Origin of the sequence: Mycolicibacterium sp. TUM20985 (assembly GCF_030295745.1) — a bacterium.
Taxonomy (GTDB): Bacteria; Actinomycetota; Actinomycetes; order Mycobacteriales; family Mycobacteriaceae; genus Mycobacterium.
Genome location: NZ_AP027291.1, coordinates 3,128,510 through 3,151,905, shown reverse-complemented (window position 1 = coordinate 3,151,905; position 23,396 = coordinate 3,128,510). Strand labels below are relative to the sequence as shown.

At 68.9% G+C, this 23,396-nt stretch carries 27 protein-coding genes; 19 read left to right on the top strand and 8 right to left on the bottom strand.

Annotation, left to right across the window (positions count from 1 at the left end; genetic code table 11):
• Position 1: 1 nt before the first annotated feature.
• Complete coding sequence (locus QUE68_RS15450; RefSeq protein WP_284235908.1) at positions 2–2,188, bottom strand: acyltransferase family protein; 2,187 nt, start codon at positions 2,186–2,188, stop codon at positions 2–4.
• 77 nt (positions 2,189–2,265) lie between these two features.
• On the opposite strand from QUE68_RS15450, the gene QUE68_RS15445 reads away from it, so the two are divergent.
• From QUE68_RS15445 to QUE68_RS15430, 4 genes are read left to right on the top strand one after another with little or no spacing between them, the layout of a single operon-like run.
• Positions 2,266–3,582, top strand: coding sequence for an adenosylmethionine--8-amino-7-oxononanoate transaminase (locus QUE68_RS15445; protein ID WP_284226941.1), 1,317 nt, complete (start codon positions 2,266–2,268; stop codon positions 3,580–3,582).
• Between the two features lie 41 nt (positions 3,583–3,623).
• Positions 3,624–4,775 carry an 8-amino-7-oxononanoate synthase gene (locus QUE68_RS15440; RefSeq protein WP_286275840.1) on the top strand — a complete coding sequence of 384 codons (1,152 nt, stop codon included), beginning with the start codon at positions 3,624–3,626 and terminating at the stop codon, positions 4,773–4,775.
• A complete protein-coding gene (gene bioD / locus QUE68_RS15435; protein ID WP_284226939.1) occupies positions 4,772–5,446 on the top strand; it encodes a dethiobiotin synthase in 675 nt (224 codons plus the stop codon). Before QUE68_RS15440 ends, bioD begins: the two co-directional genes overlap by 4 nt.
• 2 nt (positions 5,447–5,448) lie before the next feature.
• Positions 5,449–5,970: a 2'-5' RNA ligase family protein gene (locus QUE68_RS15430; protein ID WP_284226938.1), complete on the top strand. Its 522-nt coding sequence runs from the start codon at positions 5,449–5,451 to the stop codon at positions 5,968–5,970.
• Here the strand turns inward: QUE68_RS15430 and QUE68_RS15425 are convergent.
• Positions 5,923–6,546: a TetR family transcriptional regulator gene (locus tag QUE68_RS15425; protein ID WP_286274120.1), complete on the bottom strand. Its 624-nt coding sequence runs from the start codon at positions 6,544–6,546 to the stop codon at positions 5,923–5,925. The two genes, QUE68_RS15430 and QUE68_RS15425, sit on opposite strands and share 48 nt — an antisense overlap.
• Before the next feature lie 50 nt (positions 6,547–6,596).
• On the opposite strand from QUE68_RS15425, the gene bioB reads away from it, so the two are divergent.
• The 3 genes from bioB to QUE68_RS15410 are packed head-to-tail and all read left to right on the top strand — an operon-like array spanning position 6,597 to position 8,468.
• The gene (gene bioB, locus QUE68_RS15420) at positions 6,597–7,616 is read left to right on the top strand and encodes a biotin synthase BioB (protein ID WP_284226934.1); all 1,020 of its coding nucleotides are present in this window, start codon (positions 6,597–6,599) and stop codon (positions 7,614–7,616) included.
• Between the two features lies 1 nt (position 7,617).
• On the top strand, positions 7,618–7,818 hold the full coding sequence (gene bsaP, locus QUE68_RS15415) for a biotin synthase auxiliary protein BsaP (protein WP_284226933.1): 201 nt from the start codon (positions 7,618–7,620) through the stop codon (positions 7,816–7,818).
• Positions 7,815–8,468, top strand: a complete 654-nt coding sequence (locus QUE68_RS15410; RefSeq protein ID WP_286274119.1) for a DUF2567 domain-containing protein — start codon at positions 7,815–7,817, stop codon at positions 8,466–8,468. The genes bsaP and QUE68_RS15410 overlap by 4 nt, the downstream gene beginning before the upstream one ends.
• Here QUE68_RS15410 and QUE68_RS15405 read toward each other — a convergent pair.
• Positions 8,404–9,756 carry a lipase family protein gene (locus QUE68_RS15405; RefSeq protein WP_284226930.1) on the bottom strand — a complete coding sequence of 451 codons (1,353 nt, stop codon included), beginning with the start codon at positions 9,754–9,756 and terminating at the stop codon, positions 8,404–8,406. The two genes, QUE68_RS15410 and QUE68_RS15405, sit on opposite strands and share 65 nt — an antisense overlap.
• A 44-nt stretch (positions 9,757–9,800) precedes the next feature.
• On the bottom strand, positions 9,801–10,496 hold the full coding sequence (locus tag QUE68_RS15400) for an NUDIX hydrolase (RefSeq protein ID WP_284226928.1): 696 nt from the start codon (positions 10,494–10,496) through the stop codon (positions 9,801–9,803).
• Positions 10,497–10,544: 48 nt separating this feature from the next.
• On the opposite strand from QUE68_RS15400, the gene nadA reads away from it, so the two are divergent.
• The 4 genes from nadA to QUE68_RS15380 are packed head-to-tail and all read left to right on the top strand — an operon-like array spanning position 10,545 to position 14,581.
• On the top strand, positions 10,545–11,594 hold the full coding sequence (nadA, locus tag QUE68_RS15395) for a quinolinate synthase NadA (RefSeq protein WP_284226927.1): 1,050 nt from the start codon (positions 10,545–10,547) through the stop codon (positions 11,592–11,594).
• Positions 11,591–13,174 (top strand): L-aspartate oxidase, encoded by a 1,584-nt coding sequence (locus QUE68_RS15390; protein ID WP_286274118.1) that lies wholly within the window; start codon positions 11,591–11,593, stop codon positions 13,172–13,174. Before nadA ends, QUE68_RS15390 begins: the two co-directional genes overlap by 4 nt.
• Positions 13,174–14,040, top strand: coding sequence for a carboxylating nicotinate-nucleotide diphosphorylase (gene nadC, locus QUE68_RS15385; RefSeq protein ID WP_284226925.1), 867 nt, complete (start codon positions 13,174–13,176; stop codon positions 14,038–14,040). Before QUE68_RS15390 ends, nadC begins: the two co-directional genes overlap by 1 nt.
• A gap of 22 nt (positions 14,041–14,062) precedes the next feature.
• Positions 14,063–14,581, top strand: coding sequence for a hypothetical protein (locus tag QUE68_RS15380; RefSeq protein ID WP_284226924.1), 519 nt, complete (start codon positions 14,063–14,065; stop codon positions 14,579–14,581).
• A gap of 6 nt (positions 14,582–14,587) precedes the next feature.
• On the opposite strand, the gene QUE68_RS15375 is transcribed toward QUE68_RS15380, so the two are convergent.
• Positions 14,588–15,010 carry a nitroreductase family deazaflavin-dependent oxidoreductase gene (locus QUE68_RS15375; protein WP_284226923.1) on the bottom strand — a complete coding sequence of 141 codons (423 nt, stop codon included), beginning with the start codon at positions 15,008–15,010 and terminating at the stop codon, positions 14,588–14,590.
• 68 nt (positions 15,011–15,078) lie between these two features.
• Between QUE68_RS15375 and hisD the strand changes: the two genes are divergently transcribed.
• Genes hisD through hisI form a run of 8 tightly spaced genes read left to right on the top strand, consistent with a single transcriptional unit; the run spans position 15,079 to position 21,447 of the window.
• Complete coding sequence (gene hisD, locus QUE68_RS15370) at positions 15,079–16,392, top strand: histidinol dehydrogenase (RefSeq protein ID WP_284230970.1); 1,314 nt, start codon at positions 15,079–15,081, stop codon at positions 16,390–16,392.
• Positions 16,392–17,534 (top strand): histidinol-phosphate transaminase, encoded by a 1,143-nt coding sequence (locus tag QUE68_RS15365; protein ID WP_286274117.1) that lies wholly within the window; start codon positions 16,392–16,394, stop codon positions 17,532–17,534. Before hisD ends, QUE68_RS15365 begins: the two co-directional genes overlap by 1 nt.
• Entirely contained in the window at positions 17,531–18,151 is a 621-nt protein-coding gene (hisB, locus tag QUE68_RS15360) for an imidazoleglycerol-phosphate dehydratase HisB (RefSeq protein WP_284226919.1), read from the top strand. The genes QUE68_RS15365 and hisB overlap by 4 nt, the downstream gene beginning before the upstream one ends.
• The gene (gene hisH / locus QUE68_RS15355; RefSeq protein ID WP_286274116.1) at positions 18,148–18,768 is read left to right on the top strand and encodes an imidazole glycerol phosphate synthase subunit HisH; all 621 of its coding nucleotides are present in this window, start codon (positions 18,148–18,150) and stop codon (positions 18,766–18,768) included. Before hisB ends, hisH begins: the two co-directional genes overlap by 4 nt.
• Before the next feature lie 11 nt (positions 18,769–18,779).
• Positions 18,780–19,508: a bifunctional 1-(5-phosphoribosyl)-5-((5-phosphoribosylamino)methylideneamino)imidazole-4-carboxamide isomerase/phosphoribosylanthranilate isomerase PriA gene (gene priA / locus QUE68_RS15350; RefSeq protein WP_284230967.1), complete on the top strand. Its 729-nt coding sequence runs from the start codon at positions 18,780–18,782 to the stop codon at positions 19,506–19,508.
• 6 nt (positions 19,509–19,514) lie between these two features.
• Positions 19,515–20,330, top strand: coding sequence for an inositol monophosphatase family protein (locus QUE68_RS15345; protein WP_284226916.1), 816 nt, complete (start codon positions 19,515–19,517; stop codon positions 20,328–20,330).
• Positions 20,330–21,103: an imidazole glycerol phosphate synthase subunit HisF gene (hisF, locus tag QUE68_RS15340; protein ID WP_286274115.1), complete on the top strand. Its 774-nt coding sequence runs from the start codon at positions 20,330–20,332 to the stop codon at positions 21,101–21,103. Before QUE68_RS15345 ends, hisF begins: the two co-directional genes overlap by 1 nt.
• Complete coding sequence (gene hisI, locus QUE68_RS15335; protein ID WP_284226913.1) at positions 21,100–21,447, top strand: phosphoribosyl-AMP cyclohydrolase; 348 nt, start codon at positions 21,100–21,102, stop codon at positions 21,445–21,447. Before hisF ends, hisI begins: the two co-directional genes overlap by 4 nt.
• Before the next feature lie 3 nt (positions 21,448–21,450).
• Here the strand turns inward: hisI and QUE68_RS15330 are convergent, their stop codons facing one another.
• Genes QUE68_RS15330 through QUE68_RS15320 form a run of 3 tightly spaced genes read right to left on the bottom strand, consistent with a single transcriptional unit; the run spans position 21,451 to position 23,339 of the window.
• On the bottom strand, positions 21,451–22,083 hold the full coding sequence (locus QUE68_RS15330) for a flavin reductase family protein (RefSeq protein WP_284235917.1): 633 nt from the start codon (positions 22,081–22,083) through the stop codon (positions 21,451–21,453).
• A 6-nt stretch (positions 22,084–22,089) separates the two neighbouring features.
• The gene (locus tag QUE68_RS15325; RefSeq protein WP_284226911.1) at positions 22,090–22,887 is read right to left on the bottom strand and encodes an ABC transporter ATP-binding protein; all 798 of its coding nucleotides are present in this window, start codon (positions 22,885–22,887) and stop codon (positions 22,090–22,092) included.
• A complete protein-coding gene (locus tag QUE68_RS15320) occupies positions 22,884–23,339 on the bottom strand; it encodes a peroxiredoxin (RefSeq protein WP_455012163.1) in 456 nt (151 codons plus the stop codon). The genes QUE68_RS15325 and QUE68_RS15320 overlap by 4 nt, the downstream gene beginning before the upstream one ends.
• Positions 23,340–23,396 lie beyond the last annotated feature (57 nt).

Sequence of the window (23,396 nt, the reverse complement as noted above, 5' to 3'; positions counted from 1 at the left end):
GTCACCACCAGCCGGTGGCGGCGGCGAGCTGACGACCCAGGTCGGTGGTCATGGTGCGCATGTACGTGGCAGAGATGTGATGAGAATCGTGATACACCAAGACATTTCCCTCCACTGCGCGGCACTGGTCCTGACGGCACACCGCGTCGCTCATGTCGAGCGGCTTCAGCCCGGGGAAACGCCCGACGAAATCAAGCGTCGGATTGTGATCGGACAGTACCTCGGAGCGCTTGATGCCGCACGAGACGGCGTCCCCGCCGTCGGCGAGGCAGTCGGCGGGGAAGAACGGCTTCCCGTCCTTCACCAGCCATGGCGTGTCGCGCATCGCCAGGACGGGGATGCCCGCGTCCGCGAAGTCCTGCCAGATACCGACGTAGAAGCTCGGCATCACGTCACCGTCCTTGATGTTCCACGGGCGGGTGGACGTCGTGAAGACGTAGTCGGGGTGATCGGCGAGCAGCCGTGGCATCACCTTCTGGTTCCACTCTCGGCACTTCGGGTAGGGCCGGTTGTCGCCCATGACGAGTGGTTTCTCCTCGGTGGTCAGTGGACAACCCATCTTCAGATACGTGACGACCTTGAAGTGGTGGGTGCGGCCCAGCAGATCCAAGGCGGTGATCCAGTGCTCGGCGTGTGAGCCGCCCGCGACGGCGATGGTGCGGGTGGCGGTGTCGTCGCCGTAGGTGCAGTTGATGATGTCGGTATTCGCGAAGTCGCTGATGCACCCCTGCGTCGTGGACACCGGGACGTCGTCCTTGGCCTCGAGCACGGTCGGGCGCATCGGCAGCTTGGGCACGCGGACGCCGTCGACGAGCGCTCGCGCACCGGGGTAGTCGCGCGACGAGAGACCCGCCAGCTCCTTGCCGTTGTCGCGTTGGATGGTCATGTGCTCACGCCAGGTGAAGGACGTGGCGGTCAGGGCGACCCCGAGCAGGGTGACGATCGAGCCGAGCACGATGGTGGGTCGTCGCAACCGGGTGCGCAACGGGATGACGACGGCACGTTTCTGTGCTGCGGCGGCCGCCGAGCCGCGAAGCCGAAGGGGTTCCTCGATGAACCTGGTCGTCAGCCATGCGAGCAGACCGGACACCAGGAGGACGATGGCGCCCTCGACGAAGTTGGCGCGCGTGTGCCCCGAGTAGGCCAGCCAGAAGATCAGCAGCGGCCAGTGCCACAGGTACAGCGAGTACGCCATCGACCCGAGCGACACGAAGGGCTTGGTCGCCAGCAGCCGGCTGACGGCGGGCAGTCGACCATCGGTGGCGGCCAGGTGCGGATCGGCCATCCGGTTGGCTCCGCTGAGGATGAACAGCATCGTCGCGCCGACCGGCACCAGCGCCCACGGTCCAGGAAACTCCTTGACGCCGTCGATGAAGGCTCCGCAGGACAGGATGGCGGCCAGCGCGACGATGGCGAGGATCGAGCGCAGCCAGCTCGGCCACCTGACGTACGGCACGAGGGCGCCGACGAGTGCCCCGAGCAGCAGTTCCCAGCCGCGGGCGAAGCTGTTGTAGTAGGCCGTCGACGGATCCTCGGCGTGTGCGATGACTGCGTAGACGAACGACGCGACGGTCAGCAGCATCAGCAGGATGATCAGCGCTAGTCGGGTGTGCGACCGCAGTCGATTGCGCAGCAGGTAGGCGAACCCGAAGATCAACCCGAGGAACGCAATGTAGAACTGCCCCTGCACCGACATCGACCAGATGTGTTGCAGAGGGCTGACGGCCTCACCGGCGCGGAGGTAGTTGGAGGCCGTGTTGGCGAGCTCCCAGTTCTGGTAGTAGCCGAGGCTGGCGAGGCTCTGGTCGGCGAAGGTCTCCCAGCGGGTCTCGGGCTGGATGAGGATCGTGAGGACGGCCGATGCGGCGAGCACGACCACCAGCGCGGGCAGCAGGCGACGGATGAGCCGCTTCAACTCGGGCACGGGCGACAGCGAGGCCCCTGACTTGAGTGCCGTCCGCAGCAGCCGGCCGCCGAAGAAGAAACCCGAGAGGGCCAGGAAGACGTCGACGCCACCAGACACCCTGCCGAACCACACGTGGAACACTGCGACGAGTGCGATGGCGACACCGCGGAGCCCGTCGAGATCGTGCCGGTAGAAGCCGGACGTCCGGGTGCCCAGCACGGCGTGCGTGGTCGAATCCGATCCGGTGTCGGGAACCGTTCGGGCAGGCGAGAGCGTCAACATGGTCGTCGGTCAATCTACCCAACCCGTGGCGATAAGGCCGTTTTGTGATGCGCGGTCAGCCGGGGGAAGGTGGGGGCATGCCGCCGCTGACGCCAGATCAGATCAGCGCGATCGACGCTGCCCACATATGGCATCCCTACAGCAGGATTGCGAGCGGCTCCGAATCCCACGCCGATCCGGACTCGATGCCGCCCATGGTGGCGGTCGCCGCGCGCGGCTCGTCGCTCACGGTCGTGGACGGTGGCCAGCCGGTCGAGGTGATCGATGCGATGAGCTCGTGGTGGACCGCGATCCACGGGCATGGTCATCCCGTGCTGGACGCGGCGGTCAGCCGGCAACTCGCGACGATGAACCACGTGATGTTCGGCGGGCTGACCCACGAGCCGGCGGCACGGCTGGCGGAACTGCTGGTGCAGATCACCCCCGACGGCCTGGACACCGTCTTCTTCAGCGATTCGGGCTCGGTGGCGGTCGAGGTGGCCGCGAAGATGGCCCTGCAGTTCCAACGCAGCCGCGGCAAGCCCGCCAAGCACCGGCTGATGACGTGGCGTGGCGGATATCACGGCGACACGTTCACGCCGATGAGCGTCTGCGACCCCGACGGCGGCATGCATTCCCTCTGGTCGGACGTCCTCGTGTCGCAGGTGTTCGCCCCGCAGGTGCCCACCGAGTACGACCCGGCCTACGGTGCGGCGTTCGAGGCGCAGCTCGCCGCGCACGCCCACGAGCTAGCCGCCGTGATCGTTGAACCGGTCGTCCAGGGCGCGGGCGGGATGAGGTTCCACGACCCGCGTCACCTGACGGACCTGCGCGCGGCCTGCACCCGCCATGACGTGCTGCTGATCTTCGACGAGATCGCCACCGGGTTCGGCAGGACGGGTGAGCTGTTCGCCGCCGACCACGCGGGTGTCGTGCCCGACGTCATGTGCGTCGGCAAGGCATTGACCGGCGGCTACCTCACCCTGGCGGCGACGCTGTGCAGCTCCGACGTCGCCACGACCATCAGCTCCGGTGAGCCGGGTGCGTTGATGCACGGACCGACGTTCATGGCCAACGCGCTGGCGTGCGCGGTGTCCGTGGCGTCGGTCGAGTTGCTCCTGAATCAGGACTGGCAGCGGCGGGTGCGCGACATCGAGGCTGGCCTGGCTGCCGGGTTGGCGCCAGCCCGCGAGCTTGCCGAAGTCGCCGACGTCCGGGTGCTCGGAGCCATCGGCGTGATCGAGATGCGGCAGCCGGTGAACATGAGGAAGGCCACGGAGGCGGCGCTGCGTCACGGCGTCTGGCTGCGCCCGTTCCGCAACCTGGTCTACGCGATGCCGCCGTACGTGTGCACACCCGACGAGGTGGAGACCATCGGCTCGGCGATGGTGGGCGTGGCGCGTGCGCTAACCTGAACGGTGTTCAAGTCGGGATGGCCGTTCGAAAGGCGGACAAGGTGACACGCGCGGTGATCTCCCCGTTGGCCTGGCTCGACGAGATCGAGCAGCAGCGGCGGACCGCCGGTCTGCGCCGCTCGCTGCGGGCCCGGCAGGTGTCCGAAGGCGGGCTCGACCTGGCGTCCAACGACTATCTGGGACTGTCGCGGCACCCCCGCGTGGTCGAGGGCGCCGTGCGCGCACTGCAGACCTGGGGCGCCGGGTCGACCGGTTCGCGACTGGTCACTGGAAACACCGTGCTGCACGAGGACTTCGAGATCGCGTTGGCCGAGTTCCTCGGCGCCGAGTCGGCGTTGGTCTTCTCGTCGGGCTACACCGCCAACCTGGGCGCCGTCGTCGCCCTGTCGGGTGCGGGTTCGCTGGTGGTGTCCGACGCGCTGACGCACGCCTCGTTGGTCGACGCCTGCCGACTGTCGCGGGCCCGGGTCGTGGTAACCCCCCACCGCGACGTCGACGCCGTCGAGGCCGCGCTGCGCGTCCGCGGCGAGCAGCGTGCCGTGGTCGTCACGGACTCGGTGTTCAGTGCCGACGGTGCGATGGCCCCGCTGCGGGATCTGCACGACGTGTGTCGACGGCACGGGGCGTTGCTCATCGTCGACGAAGCCCACGGGCTCGGCGTACGTGGCGCCGGCGGCCGAGGGCTCGTCGCCGAGGTCGGGCTGGCCGGCGCTCCCGACGTGGTGGTGACCACGACGCTGTCCAAGGCGCTGGGCAGTCAGGGTGGCGCCGTGCTCGGACCGGCATCGGTCCGTGCGCACCTGATCGACGCCGCGCGCCCGTTCATCTTCGACACCGGCCTCGCCCCTGCCGCCGTGGGCGCGGCGCTGGCCGCTCTCGAGGTGCTGGTCGAGGAACCGTCACTGGCCGATGCGGTGCTGCGGCACGCCGCCGAACTCGCCGAGATATGCGGCGTCGCAGCGGTTCCCGAATCCGCGGTGGTGCCGGTCATCATCGGCGAGCCGGAGGTCGCGTTGGCGGCAGCGGCGGCGTGCCTCGACCGCGGGGTGCGGGTCGGGTGCTTCCGTCCGCCCACGGTGCCCGCCGGCACGTCGCGACTGCGCCTCACCGCGCGCGCGTCGTTGTCGACGGAGGATCTCGAGGTTGCCCGCCGCGTCCTGTCGGAGGTCCTGTCGAACGCCTCGCCGCGATGAGCATCCTGCTGATCACCGGTACCGACACCGGTGTGGGCAAGACCGTCGCGACGGCGGCGCTGGCCTGCCACGCGCGGTTGGCGGGCCTCGACGTCGCGGTGTGCAAACCCGTACAAACGGGCGCCGCCGACGGCGACGACGATCTCGGCGAGGTGGCGCGGCTCTCCGGGGTTGGTGCTCTCGTCTCTGGGTGGCGTTATCCCGAGCCGCTGGCGCCCGTCGCGGCCGCGGATCGGGCGGGCCTGCCGTTGCCGACCCGCGCCGAGCTGGTCGGTTCGATCACCGCGCAAGATTTGCCGGGTCGACTGACGCTGGTCGAGGGTGCGGGTGGCCTGCTCGTCGAACTCGGCGCCGGCGGCGTGACGCTGCGAGACCTCGCGACCGACCTGGACGCGGCCGTGCTGGTCGTCGCCAGGGCCGGCCTGGGCACCCTCAACCACACCGCGCTCACCGTGGAATCACTTGTAGTACAAGGTATTCCGTGCGCCGGTGTGGTGATCGGGGCGTGGCCGCTCGAGCCGGGTCCCGCGGAGACGTCCAACCGCGAGGCGCTCGACCGCATCGCCCCCGTGCGCGCCGTGCTGCCGACCGGTGCGGGCGGTTTGACGCCGGAGGCCTTCGCCGACGTCAGTGCAGGCGCCTTCAGCGCCGAGTGGGTGCGGAGCCTCTAGGCGTGGCCGCCCACTCCGTCGAGTTGCTGTTCGACCCGGGCGCCGAGGCGGCCATCCACCGCGAGTGGGTCGCGCTCGCCGAAGCCGGTCTGCCGAGTCAGGCACACCACAGGTCACCGAGCAATCGACCGCACGTCACGCTCACCGTGGCCACGCGCATCGACCCGGCCGTCGACACCGCCCTGGGTGAGCCGGCTGGCCAACTGCCGCTGGAGAGCGTGATCGGTGCTCCGATGGTGTTCGGGCATCAATCGCTCACCCTGGTTCGGCTGATCGTCCCGAGTGTCGGACTGCTGCGGTTGCACGCGTGGGTCGACGCGATCTGCGCGCCGCATGTGGCCGACGAGCCGTTCGCCCACGTGCGTCCTGGTCGATGGACCCCCCACGTGACGCTGGCGCGCCGGATGTCGCCCGCTGACCTCCCGGCGGCGCTGGAGGCAATCGACGCCGATGACGTCGTCGGCGCGTTCGCCGGCCTACGGCGCTGGGACGGTGAGGCCAGGATCGACACCGTGATCGCCTGACGGCGCCTCACGGTGCGCGGCGATGCCGTCGACCAGCAAGCGAAGCCCAAAGCTGAAGCGCGCGTTGGGATCGGTGGTCATCACGGACTGTCCGTCCGACAGGGCGCCTACGGCGTCCCATTGGATGCGGGACTGCTCGTCCGCGGTGAAGCCGAGCACGTAGTAGAGGATCGTTCGCGCGGCGAGTTCGGCATTCGGTCGAGCGATGCCTGCCTCGGCCGTCGCGACGGTCAGCTGCTCCAGGATGCCGGCCATCTGGTCGGACTTGCCCGCCGCGAAGCTCGCCGAGACGAGCTCGGCCCCATCGGTGGTCGACAGCAGCGCGTCGCGCACACCGGTGCAGATGGCCTGCACCCGCACCGACCACCGATCTCCCTCGCGCGGGGTCGCCGCAGCGTCGAGGATCCGGTCGGCGACCGCTCCGAGCAAGGCCTGCTTGTCGGCGAAGTGCCAGTAGAGCGCGCCGGGGGTGACGCCGAGCTCGCGGGCGAGTCGCCGCATCGTCAGATCGGCGATTCCGTAGTCGTCGAGGAGCTGCGTGGCCTTGGAGACCACATCGCGTCGATGCAGTTGCACCCCTGTAGCCTAAACACCGTTCAAGTTCTTTGGTGCGGGAGGAGTGCGGAGTGACGCAGGCGGCTTCAGAGGTAGGCACGGATGTGCTGGGTCTAGCCAGGGAGCAGGTGCTCGAACGGGGCGAAGGTCTCGATCAGCAGCAGGTGCTGGCAGTCCTGCAACTGTCCGACGACCGGCTCGAGGACCTGCTGGCGCTCGCCCACGACGTCCGGATGAAGTGGTGCGGGCCCGAGGTCGAGGTCGAGGGCATCATCAGCCTCAAGACCGGCGGCTGCCCCGAGGATTGCCACTTCTGCTCGCAATCCGGGCTCTTCGCGTCACCGGTGCGCAGCGCCTGGCTCGACATCCCCAGCCTGGTGGAGGCGGCCAAGCAAACTGCGAAGTCCGGCGCCACCGAGTTCTGCATCGTCGCCGCCGTGCGCGGACCCGACGAGCGCTTGCTCGCGCAGGTCGCCGCGGGCATCGAAGCCATCCGCAACGAGGTCGACATCCAGATCGCCTGCTCCCTGGGCATGCTTACCCAGGAACAGGTCGACCGGCTCGCCGCGATGGGCGTCCACCGCTACAACCACAACCTCGAGACCGCGCGATCGTTCTTCACCAACGTCGTCACCACCCATACCTGGGAGGAACGCCGGGACACCTTGGCGATGGTGCGCGACGCCGGCATGGAGGTCTGCTGCGGCGGCATCCTTGGCATGGGCGAGACGCTGGAGCAGCGGGCCGAGTTCGCCGCCGACCTCGCCGCGTTGAACCCTCACGAGGTGCCGCTGAACTTCCTCAACCCCCGGCCCGGTACACCGTTCGGTGACCTCGAGGTGCTCCCCGCCGCCGAGGCGCTGAAGGCGGTCGCTGCGTTCCGGCTCGCACTCCCGCGCACGATGCTCCGCTTCGCGGGGGGACGCGAGATCACCCTCGGCGATCTCGGCGCCAAGCAGGGCATCCTCGGCGGGATCAACGCGGTCATCGTCGGCAACTACCTGACCACGCTCGGACGCCCCGCGGAGTCCGATCTCGAGCTCCTCAACGATCTGCAGATGCCCATCAAGGCGTTGAACGCGACCATCTAGGATGCCGCAGAAGTTCAACGTCTACACCGGCGAGCCCGAGGGCGGCAGCGTACCGGCGGCCGCCCAGATGGGGCTCGAGCCGCCACGATTCTGCTCCGATTGCGGCCGGAGGATGATCGTGCAGGTGCGGCCCGACGGCTGGTCGGCGAAGTGCTCGCGGCACGGTGCGCTCGATTCCAAGGACCTGGAGGGGAAACGATGACCCCTGAGCAACCACGTCTTTCGCATCGCCAGGCGGCGACCCGGGTTGTGCTCGGCCTGGCGCTCCTCGGGGTCGTCGTGGGTGTCGTCTGGGCCTGGCTGGCACCGCCCATTGCGCTGGTAATCGCGTTGACCCGCGATGGCGATCGGGTGCAGGGCTACGTCGGCGACGAGTCCGACCTGCTCTTCCTCGGCGCGTTCCTCATGACCGGACTTCTGTTCGTGCTCGCCGTGACGTCCGCGGTCGCGCTGTGGCAGTGGCGGCCGCACCGGGGTCCGATCATGGTCGGTGCCCTGTCGGTGGGGGCGTTGGCGGCGGCAGGCGCCGCGGCCGGTGTCGGCGCCGGATTGGCGCGCTGGCGGCACGGCGTGGTGGACATCGCGGCCGCTCCCGTCTCACCCGAGCAGCGGGTGTTCTACACCCATCAGGCGCCGGCGGTCTTCTTCGGCCACGGCCCGCTGCAGATCGCGGCGTCGATCGTCCTGCCGGCCGGGGTGGCGGCGCTGGTCTACGCGATCTGCGCGCTGTCGACCAAGCGTGACGACCTCGGCGCCTGGCCGCCGGTCGAACAGGCCTTCCTGGTGACTAGAGATCCAGCTCCGACAGCGGCAGCCGATCCACTCGTCGACCCGTCATCACCTTCGCACTGATGATTCCCAGCCGGATCATGCCCCGATAGGTCGAGGGGTTCAGCAGCGTCGGCCACTTGGTCCGCGCGCGGCGGCTCGACAGCGGGCGCCCCGCGAAGCGGTCGCGCAGCCAGCGCAGCGTCATCGGAGCGGACATCGGGTGCAGCAGCATGTGTTCGCTGAGCATGTCGCGGTGGTAGGTGACGTTGGCACCGCCGCGGGCGTACGTGTGGGTCAGCGCGTCGATGTCGTCCACGGAGACGATCCGGTCGTGCACCGCCTGTACGACGAGCACGGGGATGCTCGGTGCCGCGGTGCCCAGCTTGATGCTGTCGAATACGTGCTGAACCTCTGGCGTCCTGAGGATGTTCTCCAGCGGCTGGTCGACCAGTGTGTCCATGTCCTCGTGGATCAGCTTGATCACGGCGTGCGCGGTCGTCATCTTCTGGATGTCGCTCAGCATCGCTTTGCCCTCGGCGGTGACGTGCTCGTTGATGACACGGTCCAGGTCGGGATACACGTGCGATAGGGCGGCGACCACCATGGCGGGCAGACCCGAGTAGAAGGTGCCGTTGAGCCGGCGGAACGTCTGGCCGAGGTCGCCGACCGGGGATCCCAGCACGGCGCCGACGACGTTCAACTCGGGTGCGTAGTCGGCGTACACCTCGGTCGCCCACGCCGTGGCCAGGCCGCCACCGGAGTAGCCCCACAGCCCCATGGGCGATTCGCTCGAGAGGTTGAGCGCTTCATGATTCAGCGCCGCCCGCAGTCCGTCGAGGATGTGGTAGCCGGGTTCGTGGGGTGCGCCCCAGATACCGTGCACGCCTTCGTGATCCGGGATCGAAACGGCCCAGCCCTCGGCCAGCGCCGCGGACACCAGGAGGAATTCGAACTGCGCGAGAGCACCGGCGGCCTTCGCCCCGCGACGAAGGGCGTAGGACGGGAAGCAGCTACCGGCGACCGCGTCGATCGCGCACTGGTAGGACAGGATCGGACCCGTGCTGCCCGCGGCCCGGTCGGCCGGCACCACGACGGTCGTTACGGCGGGCTCCGGGACACCGTTGAGGTCGGTCGACCGGTACAGCAGCTGCGTGGCGGTCAGCTTCTGTGGGACCAGCCCGAGGAACGCGAGTTCGACGTCGCGCGAGCGCAGCACCGTCCCTGGCCTGGCGTGTTCGTACCCCGCCGGCGGTACGTAGAACGGGTCCACGTCGGGCAGCGCGGGGTGCGACTTGCGGCGAAGCTCCTCGTGGGGCGCTCGGCCGATCCATTCCGCACCGGTCGAGAGGGCTGCGCTGCCAGAGTCCATCAGGACATTGTCTCTTAACGGTTCCTTAAAGCCAATTGGGGCCGTCATGACGTCGGCGGACGGAAGGCAGCGAACTCGTCGGTGACGCGGTACTGCGCCTCGGTGAAGCGGTACACGGCGGCGGGGCGGCCACCGCTGCGGCCCGACTTCGCCGTGGTGCCGGTCGGGACGATCACGCCCCGACGGGCCAGGACGCGCTGGAGGTTCGTGGCGTCCACCTCGTATCCGAGGGCCGCGTCGTAGACGTCCTTCAGCGTGGACAGCGCGAATTCCCTTGGCGCCAGCGCGAACCCGATGTTGGTGTATGACAGCTTGGCGATCAGCCTGGCATGGGCGTGGGTGATCATCGGTCGATGGTCGAAGGCCATCGGCGGCAGGGCGCTCACCGGATGCCATCGGGTGTCCGGTGGGAGTTCGGGGGTGGCAGGGGAGGGCACCAGGCCCAGGAACGTCGAGGCGATGGTCCTGGGGCCGGGCACCCGCCGTGGCTCCGAGAACACCGCGAGCTGTTCGAGATGGGTCAGTTCCCGCAGGTCCACCTTCTCGGCCAGTTGGCGCCGAACTGAACTCGTCATGTCTTCGTCGTGACGGAGTCGGCCGCCGGGAAGTGACCACGCCCCGCGTTGCGGGTCCATGGCCCGCTCCCATAGCAGCACGCTGAGCTGCGGGTTCGGCGTCGAGAGCTGCCGAACCTGAAACACGACAACGAGCACTTCGTGGGCAGTGCTAGTATCAGTCATGTTTTCGATCATAAGTCGAAAACCTCTTCGGGATCAAAGGAGACGACCATGACGGTAGTGGACCTCACCGCCGAGTCGAGTCGCGGCTGGGCCGCCCAGATCACGAACGGTCCCGCCGGCTACGGCGGTGTGATCGCCGACGAGGAGTGGGCGGCAGAGATTCGCCGCCTCGCCGACCTGCGCAACGCCACGCTGCTCGCGCACAACTACCAGCTGCCGGCCATCCAGGACGTGGCCGATCACGTCGGTGATTCGTTGGCGCTGTCCCGGATCGCCGCCGAGGCGCCGGAGGACACGATCGTGTTCTGCGGCGTCCACTTCATGGCCGAGACCGCGAAGATCCTCAGCCCCGGTAAGACGGTGCTGATCCCCGATCAGCGGGCCGGCTGCTCATTGGCCGACTCGATCACGGCCGACGACCTGAGGGCCTGGAAGGCCGAGTATCCCGACGCCGTGGTCGTGTCCTACGTGAACACCACCGCAGCGGTGAAGGCACTCACCGACATCTGCTGCACCTCGTCCAACGCGGTCGAGGTGGTGGCGTCGATTCCCGAGGACCGCGAGGTGCTGTTCTGCCCGGACCAGTTCCTTGGTGCCCACGTCCGACGTGTGACCGGCCGCAAGAACATTCACGTCTGGGCGGGTGAATGCCACGTGCACGCGGGGATCAACGGCGACGAGCTCACGGCGCAAGCCAAGGCCCACCCCGACGCCGAGTTGTACGTCCATCCCGAATGCGGCTGCGCCACATCGGCGCTGTATCTGGCCGGCGAGGGCGCGTTCCCGGACGACCGCGTGAAGATCCTGTCCACCGGCGGCATGCTGGACGCCGCCAGGGCGACGCGCGCGCGCCAGGTCCTTGTCGCGACCGAGGTGGGCATGTTGCATCAATTACGGCGCGCCGCACCGGAAGTGGATTTCCGCGCCGTGAACGACCGGGCATCCTGCCGCTACATGAAGATGATCACACCTGCGGCGCTGCTGCGCTGCCTCGTCGAGGGCGCGGATGAAGTGCACGTCGACCCGGACGTTGCAGCCGCCGGTCGAAGGAGCGTGCAGCGCATGATCGAGATCGGCCAGCCCGGCGGCGGAGAATGACGACGACTGCGCCGGCGTGCGGGGGAGTCGGCTACTGGCAGCAGCGTGCCGACGTCGTCGTGGTCGGCACCGGGGTGGCCGGGTTGGCCGCGGCGTTGGCCGCCCAGCGGCACGGCCGCCGCGTGGTGGTGCTGAGCAAGGCGGGTGATACGGCGACGTTCTACGCCCAGGGTGGTATCGCCGTCGTGGTGCCGCGTACCGACGACACCATCGAGGCGCACGTTGCCGACACCCTCGCCGCGGGGGGTGGGCTGTGCGACCCGGACGCGGTCACGTCGATCGTCGCCGACGGATATGCCGCGGTGACCGAGCTCGTCGCGTTCGGCGCGCGGTTCGACGAGGCGGCACCGGGGCAGTGGTCGCTGACCCGCGAGGGCGGGCACTCCCGACGGCGCATCGTCCACGCCGGCGGTGACGCCACCGGCGCAGAGGTGCAACGGGCCCTGGATCACGCCGCCAGCACGATGGACATTCGACGCAATCACGTTGCGCTGCAAGTTCTTCACGAAGCGGGCGCGGTCACCGGAGTCCTCGTCCGCAACGACGACGGCCTCGGCGTGATACATGCCCCCTCGGTGATTCTGGCCACGGGCGGCCTCGGCCACCTGTACGCGGCCACGACCAACCCGGAGGGATCGACCGGCGACGGTGTCGCGCTGGCGCTGTGGGCGGGTCTGGCCGTGAGCGACATCGAGTTCATCCAGTTCCATCCCACGATGCTCTACGACGGCAACGCCGGCGGACGTCGACCGCTGATCACCGAGGCACTACGGGGCGAGGGCGCCTTCCTCGTCGATGCCCGCGGCGATTCGGTCACCGCAGGCGTCCACCCGATGGGCGATCTCGCTCCGCGGGACGTGGTCGCCGCGGCCATCGACGAACGACTGTCGCGGACGGGGGATCCGTGCGTCTACCTCGACGCCCGCGGCGTCGAGGACTTCACCCGCCGGTTTCCGACCGTCAACGCCGCCTGCCTCGCCGCTGGCATCGACCCGGTCGTGGCGCTGATACCCGTGGTGCCCGGCGCCCACTACAGCTGCGGCGGCGTCACGACCGATGTGGACGGGCGTACCGAACTGGCGGGTCTCTTCGCCGCCGGCGAGGTTGCGCGCACCGGAATGCACGGCGCCAATCGGCTCGCGTCCAACAGCCTGCTGGAAGGTCTGGTGGTGGGTCGTCGGGCGGGTGCGGCCGCCGCGCGACACGCCGCGGACGCCGCCGCCGTGCGCGCCACGTTCGACGCCGCCAGCCGGGTGGCGTTACCGCGGGCGGAGTTGCAACGCGCCATGACGCGGCACGCGTCGGTCGTGCGCGACGCGATCGGACTCAGTCACGTGGCCGAACTCCTCGGCACGGCAGGTCCGCGAAATCTGTTCACCCGCAATGACTTCGAGGATGCCGCACTCACCGTCACGGCCTCCGTGGTCACCGCGGCGGCATTCGACCGGGTCGAGTCGCGGGGGTGCCATCACCGCGCCGACCATGCGGAGCGCGATCCCCATCTGGCCACGAGCAACACCGTCCGACTCCAATCCGACGGCACACCCGCGGTGACCCACCACGCGGAGGTGTGCTGCTGATGGCCCTCACCGACGACGAGGTCGACGAGGCCCGCGCGACGATCGCCCGCGGGCTCGAGGAAGACCTCCGGTACGGGCCGGACGTGACGTCGCTCGCGACGGTGCCGGCCGACGCCACCACCAAGGCCTCCATGGTCAGTCGGCAGGCAGGCGTGGCAGCAGGTGTGGACATCGCGCTGTTGGTCCTCGACGAGGTCCTCGGCACCGACGGATACGAGGTGGTCTCGCGGGTCGAGGACGGGACGCGGCTCGAGCCAGGCGACCCGCTGCTGGTGCTCGAGGCACCGACCCGGGGACTGCTCACGGCCGAACGCACGATGCTCAACTTGGTCTGTCACCTGTCGGGGATCGCCAGCACCACCGCCGCCTGGGTCGAGGCCGTCGCAGGCACTACGGCGCAGATTCGTGACACCCGCAAGACCCTGCCCGGTCTGCGGGTGCTGCAGAAGTACGCGGTGCGCGTGGGCGGCGGGGTCAACCACCGCATGGGCCTTGGCGACGCGGCGTTGATCAAGGACAACCACGTCGCGGCGGCGGGCTCGGTGGTGGCAGCCCTGCACGCCGTGCGGCAGGTGGCGCCCGACGTCCCGGTGGAGGTCGAGGTCGACTCGCTCGAGCAGCTCGACGACATCCTCGGCGAGGACCTCGGGGTCTCGCCGTTGATTTTGCTGGACAACTTCCCGGTGTGGATGACGCAGATGGCCGTACAGCGGCGCGCGGCCCGCGCGTCCAGCGTCAAACTGGAGTCGTCGGGCAGCCTCTCGCTGGACAATGCCGCCGCTTACGCCGGTACCGGGGTCGACTACCTCGCCGTTGGGGCCCTCACGCATTCGGTGCGCGTCCTCGACGTCGGCCTCGATTTTTGATTTGCTCCACTACGCTGAACCAATGTCGTCCAGCGAAACACCTCAGAGCCGTCACGCCACGAATTCGGCCCAGCGGGGTGGTGTTCTGTCCGTAGTCGCGGTGATCTTGTCGGTGGTGGCGGTCGGGCTGTCGGCGTGGGCCGCGTTCGGCCCCCAGCGGAAGTCACCCGAGCCGAACTACACCTCCGCCCAGCAGGGTGAAGCCAAGACGGCGATCTGCGCCGCGGCGGACGTCGTGCGCAAGGGTGTCTCGTTGAACACCAACCTCCAGGTCCCCGGCGGTGAGGGCGATGTCACCGGGTCCCTCGCGGTGGCGGCCAACGCCAGGGTGTCCCTCTCCAGCGGCGGACAGTACCTGCTGGCGCGACTCGACCCGGCGACACCGACCGAGCTGGCCGACGGCGTCAAGAAGTTCGCCAACACGCTGCTGGACATCGGCGCGGCGGCCACCTCCGGCTCGCCAAACACGGACCCGGATCAGGCGGCCCGACTTCGCGACGCCGACGCCGAGAACGCCAAGCTGGGCGAACTCTGCAAGTAGCCCGCGTCAGGCGATGTCGGCGACGAAGGTCCCCTGGCGCTTGGCCAGGAGCTGCGGAATGCGGGGCAGGCTGGCGTCCACCGTGCCCGCGGGCAGCACGCGGGGGTTGACCAGGTGCAGCTTCCTGCGCCCGACGAGGATGTCGGCCTCACCGGCTGCCAACACGTTCTTCACCCAGTTGGTCTTGCCGTGCACCAGCCCGATCGCCAGCAGGCTGCCCTTGCGGTAGGCGGTGACGATGGTCTCGTAGTCCTTGCCCGATGTCCGCCCGCGGTGCGATATCACGGCGAAACCCGGCATCCGCTTCGACAACGGCCGCAGCATCGGGTTGACGTACTTGATCTGAAACCGCTCGAGCCACACCGGGATGATCATGGGCACCCCGGGGGCGTCATTTGGGTGGTCTCTTCGCGACGTGGATGGTGACATGGCGGCTCCCGGATTCTGATTTGTGCTGCTCTGGGAGAATAGACGGCGTGAGTGAAGCACCCGGGCTGATGTCCCGCATCGACCTGCGAGGCGAGCTGCTGTCCGCGGCTCGGCTGCGCGCCGTGTTGCCGCGCGGCGGCGTCGACGTCGACGCGGTGGTGCCCAAGGTGCGGCCGATCGTCGACGCGGTGATCGAGCGGGGCGCCGCGGCGGCCCTGGAGTACGGCGAGAAGTTCGACGGCGTGCGCCCCGACACCGTTCGGGTACCGGTGGCCCGCCTCGAGGAGGCGCTCGCCGCCCTCGACGCCGACATCCGCGTTGCCCTCGGGGTCGCGATCGAGCGGGCGCGGGCGGTACACGCCGACCAGCAGCGCACCGACCACACGACCACGCTCGCGCCCGGCGCCACCGTCACCGAGCGCTGGGTCCCCGTGGAGCGGGTGGGCCTCTACGTGCCCGGCGGCAATGCCGTCTATCCGTCGAGCGTGGTGATGAACGTGGTGCCCGCGCAGACCGCGGGGGTGGAGTCATTGGTGATCGCGAGCCCGCCGCAGGCCGAGTTCGGGGGGCTTCCGCACCCGACGATCCTCGCCGCGGCGCGCATGCTGGGCGTCGCAGAGGTTTGGGCCGTCGGGGGCGCGCAGGCCGTCGCGCTGCTCGCCCACGGCGGCGTCGACACCGACGGCGGCGAGCTGGCGCCGGTCGACATGGTCACGGGGCCTGGCAACATCTACGTCACCGCGGCCAAGCGGATCTGCCGTTCGCAGGTGGGCATCGACTCCGAGGCCGGCCCGACGGAGATCGCCATCCTCGCCGACCACTCCGCCGACCCGGTTCACATCGCCGCCGATCTGATCAGCCAGGCCGAGCACGACGAGATGGCGGCGTCGGTCCTCGTCACCACCAGCACCGAGCTCGCCGATGCGACCGACGCCGAGGTCGCCGCCCAGCTGAAGACCACCGTGCACCGCGAGCGCGTCACCGCGGCGCTCACCGGCCGCCAGTCGGCCATCGTTCTCGTCGACGACCTCGACGCCGGGCTGAAGACGGTCAACGCCTACGCCGCCGAGCACCTGGAGATTCAGACGGTCGACGCCTCCGCCGTGGCCGCCCGGGTGCGTTCCGCCGGCGCCGTTTTCGTCGGCGCGTGGTCACCGGTCAGCCTGGGTGACTACTGCGCCGGCTCCAACCACGTATTGCCCACCGCGGGGTGCGCACGGCACTCCAGCGGTCTGTCCGTGCAGACGTTCCTGCGCGGCATCCATGTCGTCGACTACACGGAGGCAGCGCTGAAGGACGTGTCGGGATACGTCATCACCCTGGCCAACGCCGAGAACCTGCCTGCGCATGGCGAGGCCGTCCGCCGGAGGTTCGAGAAGTAGTGAGCGCTCGCAAGATCACCCTCGACGACCTGCCCCTGCGGGACGATCTCCGTGGAAAGTCGCCGTACGGAGCGCCTCAACTCTCGGTTCCGGTGCGCCTCAACACCAACGAGAACCCGCACCCCCCGACCGCCGCGCTGGTCGACGACGTCGCCGCCTCCGTGCGCGACGCGGCGTCCGACCTGCACCGGTACCCGGACCGCGACGCGTCGGCGCTGCGGGCCGATCTGGCCGCGTACGTCAGCGCGCAGACCGGTGTCGCGCTGACTACCGAGATGCTGTGGGCGGCAAACGGTTCCAACGAAATCCTGCAGCAGCTGCTCCAGGCGTTCGGCGGTCCCGGCCGCAGTGCAATCGGGTTCGTCCCGTCGTACTCGATGCACCCCATCATCTCCGACGGCACGCAGACTTCCTGGCTGGAGGCCAAGCGCTCCGCCGACTTCGGCCTCGACGTGGAGGTGGCCGTCGACGCCATCACCGACCACCAGCCCGACGTGGTCTTCCTCGCCAGCCCCAACAACCCGTCGGGCCAGAGCATCCCCCTGGGCGACCTGCGCCGACTGCTCGACGCCGCACCGGGTGTCGTGATCGTCGACGAGGCCTACGGCGAGTTCTCGTCCGAGCCCTCCGCCGTGCACCTGCTGGCGGACTATCCGGCCTCGCTGATCGTCACCCGAACGATGAGCAAGGCGTTCGCGTTCGCCGGCGGACGGCTGGGCTACCTGATCGCCGACCCCGCCGTCATCGATGCGCTGCTCCTGGTCCGGCTGCCGTACCACCTGTCCTCGATCACGCAAGCGGCGGCGCGAGCTGCCCTGCGGCATGCCGATGACACGCTCGGCAGTGTCGCCAGGCTGATCGCCGAACGCGACCGGGTCTCGGAAGAGTTGCGTCGCTGCGGGTTTCGCGTGATACCCAGCGATGCAAACTTCGTCCTGTTCGGTGACTTCGCCGACGCCCCGCGGGCGTGGCAGCGGTATCTCGACGAGGGCGTGCTGATCAGGGACGTCGGCATCCCCGGGTTCCTGCGCGCCACCACCGGCCTGGCCGACGAGAACGACATCCTGCTCGACGTCAGCGCCCGCCTCGCGGAAGCCGAACTCACCTCGACCGACAACAGCAGCCCCGTAGGAGCCCAATGACCACCCCGGCCAACCGCCGCGCCCGCGTCGAACGCAAGACCAAGGAATCCGACATCGTCGTCGAGCTCGATCTCGATGGCACCGGTCTGGTCGACATCAGCACCGGTGTCCCGTTCTACGACCACATGCTGACCTCGCTGGGTACGCATGCGAGCTTCGATCTGACCGTGCACGCCACCGGCGACGTCGACATCGAAGCGCACCACACGGTCGAGGACACGGCGATCGTGTTGGGTCAGGCACTGGCCCAGGCACTCGGCGACAAGAGGGGTATCCGCCGGTTCGGTGACGCCTTCATCCCGATGGACGAGACGCTGGCGCACGCCTCGGTCGACGTCTCGGGCCGACCCTATTGCGTCCACACCGGCGAGCCGGATCACATGCTGCACAGCACGATTGCGGGCAGCTCCGTGCCCTATCACACGGTCATCAACCGGCACGTCTTCGAGTCGTTGGCGATGAACGCGCGAATCGCCCTCCACGTGCGCACGCTGTACGGCCGCGACCCGCACCACATCACCGAGGCGCAGTACAAGGCGGTGGCGCGCGCCCTGCGCCAAGCCGTCGAGCCCGATCCACGGGTGGCCGGCGTCCCATCGACGAAGGGCAGTCTGTGACGGCGAAAGTCGTCGTACTCGACTACGGCTCCGGCAATCTGCGGTCGGCCCAACGCGCGCTCGAACGAGTGGGCGCGCAGGTCGAGGTGACGGCAGATCCCGCCGCCGCGGCGGCGGCCGATGGTCTGGTCGTGCCGGGAGTCGGCGCCTACGAGGCGTGCATGACGGGCCTGCGTGCGGTGAACGGGGAGAAGATCGTCGCCGAGCGGCTCGCCAACGGCCATCCCGTCCTCGGCATCTGCGTCGGCATGCAGATCCTCTTCAGCCGCGGTGTGGAATTCGGCGTCGAGAGCACCGGCTGCGGTCAGTGGCCCGGGTCGGTCGTGCGGTTGGAGGCCCCCGTGGTTCCGCACATGGGGTGGAACGTCGTCGACGCCGCGCCGAACAGCACGCTGTTCAAGGGACTGGACGCCGACACCCGCTTCTACTTCGTGCACTCCTACGCCGCCCAGCAGTGGGAGGGTGACCCGAGTGCGTCGCTGACGTGGGCGACGCATCACGTACCCTTCCTGGCTGCGGTCGAGGACGGCGCCTTGTCCGCCACGCAGTTTCATCCGGAGAAGAGTGGCGACGCCGGTGCGGCGCTGCTCGCCAATTGGGTCGAGGGGCTCTCGTGAGTGACAAGCGGTTGATCCTTCTGCCTGCCGTCGACGTGGTCGACGGCAAGGCGGTCCGCCTGGTGCAGGGCGTCGCTGGCAGCGAAACGGATTACGGGTCAGCGCTCGACGCCGCACTGGGCTGGCAGAGCGACGGCGCCGAATGGATTCACCTCGTCGACCTCGATGCGGCGTTCGGCCGCGGATCCAATCGCGCGCTGCTGGCCGAGGTCATCGGCAAGCTCGACGTCGCCGTGGAACTGTCGGGGGGCATCCGTGACGACGCGTCGCTGACCGCCGCGCTCGACGCGGGTTGCGCCAGGGTCAATCTCGGCACCGCGGCGCTCGAGAACCCGCAGTGGTGCGCACGGGTGATCGCCGAGCACGGGGAGAAGGTCGCCGTGGGGCTCGACGTCAAGCTCGAAGCGGGGGAGTACCGGTTGCGCGGGCGCGGTTGGGAGACCGACGGCGGAGATCTGTGGCCGGTGCTCGAACGCCTCGAGAAGCAAGGATGCTCGCGGTTCGTCGTCACCGACGTCACCAAGGACGGCACCCTCAACGGTCCGAACCTCGAGCTGCTGGCCGGGGTCGCCGAACGCACCGACGCCCCCGTCATCGCCTCCGGCGGGGTGTCGAGCCTGGACGATCTGCGGGCCATCGCCACCCTGACAGGTGTCGGCGTCGAGGGCGCGATCGTCGGAAAGGCGTTGTACGCCGGACGTTTCACGCTTCCAGAGGCCCTCGCCGCGGTGAGTCGGTAGGTCGAGATGGCACTGGATGAGACGGACCTCGCGGGGCTCGTCGCCGAGGCAACCGTCATTCTCGACGTCGCCGCGAAACCCTTCATCGAAGGTCATCGCGCGCAGTCGGCGGTCGCCAAGCTGGGCAATGACTTCGCCACCGAGGTCGACCTCGCCATCGAACGCCAGGTGGTGCTCGCGCTCGAGGAGGCCACCGGAATCGGGGTGCACGGCGAGGAGTTTGGCGGCGCACCGATCGACTCGCATCTGGTGTGGGTCCTCGACCCCATCGACGGCACCTTCAACTACGCGGCGGGCTTGCCGACGGCCGCCATCCTGTTGGGTCTGCTGCGCGACGGAGTGCCGGTGGCCGGACTCACCTGGCTCCCGTTCATGGACCTTCGCTACACCGCGGTACTTTCGGGACCGTTGTACGCCAACGGAATTGCCCAGCCCGCGCTGGAGCCGGTCGAGCTGAGCGACTCGATCCTCGGCATCGGAACGTTCAACGTCGATTCGCGTGGCGAGTTCCCCGGCCGGTATCGGATGGCGTTCCTGGAGCAGTTGAGCCGGACGTGTTCCCGGGTCCGGATGCACGGTTCGACGGGTATCGACTTCGCCTACGCCGCCGCGGGGGTGCTCGGTGGCGCCGTCAGCTTCGGGCACCACGTGTGGGACCACGCCGCGGGTGTGGCCCTTGTCCGCGCGGCCGGGGGCGTCGTCACCGACCTCGCCGGCGAGGAGTGGACCCCGGCGTCGCGTTCGGCGGTAGCGGGAGTGCCGAGCGTGCACGCCCGGATCCTGGAGATCGCGGCGGGCGTCGGCGCACCAGGCGAGCACTGATGGACGTCGCGGTCCGCGTGATCCCCTGTCTCGACGTCGACGACGGCCGGGTGGTCAAGGGCGTGAACTTCGAAAACCTCAGAGATGCAGGCGATCCCGTCGAGTTGGCGGCGGCATATGATGCCGAGGGCGCCGACGAGCTGACGTTCCTGGACGTGACGGCATCGTCGGCGGGGCGCAGCACGATGCTGGAGGTGGTCCGCCGGACGGCCGAACAGGTGTTCATCCCGCTGACGGTTGGCGGCGGCGTTCGATCGGTCGCCGACGTCGACACCCTGCTGCGGGCCGGTGCGGACAAGGTGTCGGTGAATACCGCCGCAATCGCCCGACCCGAGCTCCTTGCCGAGCTGTCCCGACAGTTCGGGTCGCAGTGCATAGTGCTCTCCGTCGACGCCCGCACCGTTCCCGAGGGTGCCGAGCCGACGCCGTCCGGGTGGGAAGTGACCACGCATGGCGGCAGGCGCGGCACCGGTATCGATGCCATCGAGTGGGCGCGTCGGGGCGCCGAACTCGGCGTCGGCGAGATCCTGCTCAACTCGATGGACGCCGATGGCACCAAGGCCGGGTTCGATCTGAAGATGTTGCGCGCCGTGCGCGAGGCGGTGAGCGTGCCGGTGATCGCCAGCGGTGGCGCCGGAGCGGTGGACCACTTCGCGCCCGCCGTACAGGCTGGCGCGGATGCGGTATTGGCAGCCACCATCTTTCACTTCAAGGAGCTGACCATCGGCCAGGTGAAGGCGGCGATGGCGGCGGAAGGGATCGTGGTGCGATGACTCTGAACGACTCGATTGCCAACCGTCTCAAGCGCGACGCCAACGGCCTGTTCGCCGCCGTCGCGCAGGAGCGTGGGACCGGTCAGGTGCTCATGGTGGCGTGGATGAACGACGACGCGCTCGCTCACACGCTCGCGACCCGCAAGGCGACCTACTACTCACGCTCGCGCGGGGAGCAGTGGGTCAAGGGCGAGACGTCGGGGCACACGCAGTACGTGCACTCGGTGCGTCTGGACTGCGACGGTGACACCGTGTTGCTCGAGGTCGATCAGGTCGGCGCTGCCTGCCACACCGGCGAGCACAGCTGCTTCGACGCCGACGAGATCCTGGCGCCCGAGAGCTGAGGCCTAGCCGCGGTCGTCGGGTCGCGTCATGGCGAACATGGCGTCGGGTGTGACCTCGGCGTAGTCGGCCGGCCCCCCGGCGCGCAGGATCGGGCGCGCGGCTGCCGTGTCGTAGACGCCGTCGACCAGAAGATGCCGGTCGATGTGCACGGCGACGACCTGCCCGAGAACCAGCCAGGCGGGAACCTCGCCACCGTCGACGTCACGCAGCTGAATCAGTTGGGTGAGTTTGCATTCGAAGTTGACCGGGCTCTCCAGAACGCGTGGCGCAGCGATCACCGTGGACGGTATGGGCGTGAGTCCGGCCCGCTCGAACTCGTCGGAGTCCGACGGCACCGACGCGGACGTCTCGTTCATCGCGCCGGCGAGATCTCGCGTCGCGAGGTTCCAGACGAACTCTCCGGTGCTGTCGACGTTGGCGACGGAGTCCTTCCAACCAATCGACGAGAAGCCGATCAGCGGCGGTCGATAGTTGAATCCATTGAAGAAGCTGTACGGCGCCAGATTGGGGACGCCGGTCGCGCTCAACGACGAGATCCACCCGATGGGGCGCGGTCCGACGATGGCGTTGAACGGGTCGTGAGGTAGCCCCGTCCCGTCGGTAGGTCGATAGGCGTACGCGTCGTGTCCAGCCATCGAGCGTCAGATCTCCATTCGGGTTGCCTTGGCTCGCGCAGTCCACCGGCCGCTGTCGTAGGCCACCTGCACGGGGTGCGAGAACGCCGCCGTGACGTTGTCGGTGGTGACGGTGTCCTGCGCCGTGCCGATCGCCACCGTCCGCCCCTCGGCGATGAGCAGGGCATGGGTCGTCGTGCTCGGAAGCTCCTCGAGGTGGTGGGTGACGAGGATCGAAGCGACGTCGGGATGTGCCTCGCCGAGTGAGTCGATGGTCTCCAGAAGCTGCTCGCGGGCGGCGACGTCGAGCCCGGTCGACGGCTCGTCGAGCAGGAGCAGGCGGGCGCCGGAGATGAGTGCCCGCGCGATCAGCGTCCGACCACGTTCGCCCTGCGACAGCGTTGGCCACACGCTGCTCGCGATGCGGGTCAGTCCGACGGTCTCCACCATGGCGTCGGCGCGGTCGACGTCGTCCGAGGTGGGCGTCCAGCGCAGCGGCAGGTCGTTGGTTCCGGTGATGCCCGTCAGCACGACTTCCCGCACGGTCCGCGGGTGCTGAAGTCGGTGGCGCGGGTTGACGTGGCCAATGGAGCGTCGCAGCGCCGCGAGGTCGGTCCGTCCCATCTGTTCTCCGAGTATCCGTACGCTGCCGGAGCTGGGAAAGGTGACGGCGCCGCAAAAACCGAGCAGCGTGCTCTTGCCCGCGCCGTTGGGCCCGAGCAACGCCCAGTGTTCGCCTTCGTTCACCGTCAGCGAGATACCGTCGATGATCTGTTTGCCGTCACGGCGGAACGTCACATCGTCAAGCTGCAGAACGGGTTTCACCGGGAACGCAGCACCTCGAGTGCCTTGTCCGCGTGGGTGTCCATGCTGAGCTCGCTGGCGATGACGTCGAGGACGGTGCGGTCGGTATCGATCACGAACGTGGTCCGCTTGACCGGCATCAGCTTGCCGAGCAGGCCGCGCTTGACGCCGAACTGAGCGGCTACGGTGCCCTCGGAGTCCGAGAGGAGCGGATAGTCGAACTTCTGCATCTCGGCGAACTTCGCCTGCTTGGCGACTGCATCGGTGGAGATGCCCACCCGGTTCGCCCCGACCGAGGCGAATTCCGAGGCGAGATCGCGGAAGTGGCAGGCTTCCTTCGTGCACCCGGGCGTCATCGCCGCCGGATAGAAGAACAGCACGATCGGGCCGTCCGCGAGGAGCCTCGTCAGACTGCGGACGGTGCCGGTCTGATCGGGCAGTTCGAACTCGGCAACCTTGTCACCACGTTTCATGGGCGTCACGCTACGCCAGAACGAGGAACGGGCTTGCTCGTGCCTTCCCGGGTCAGT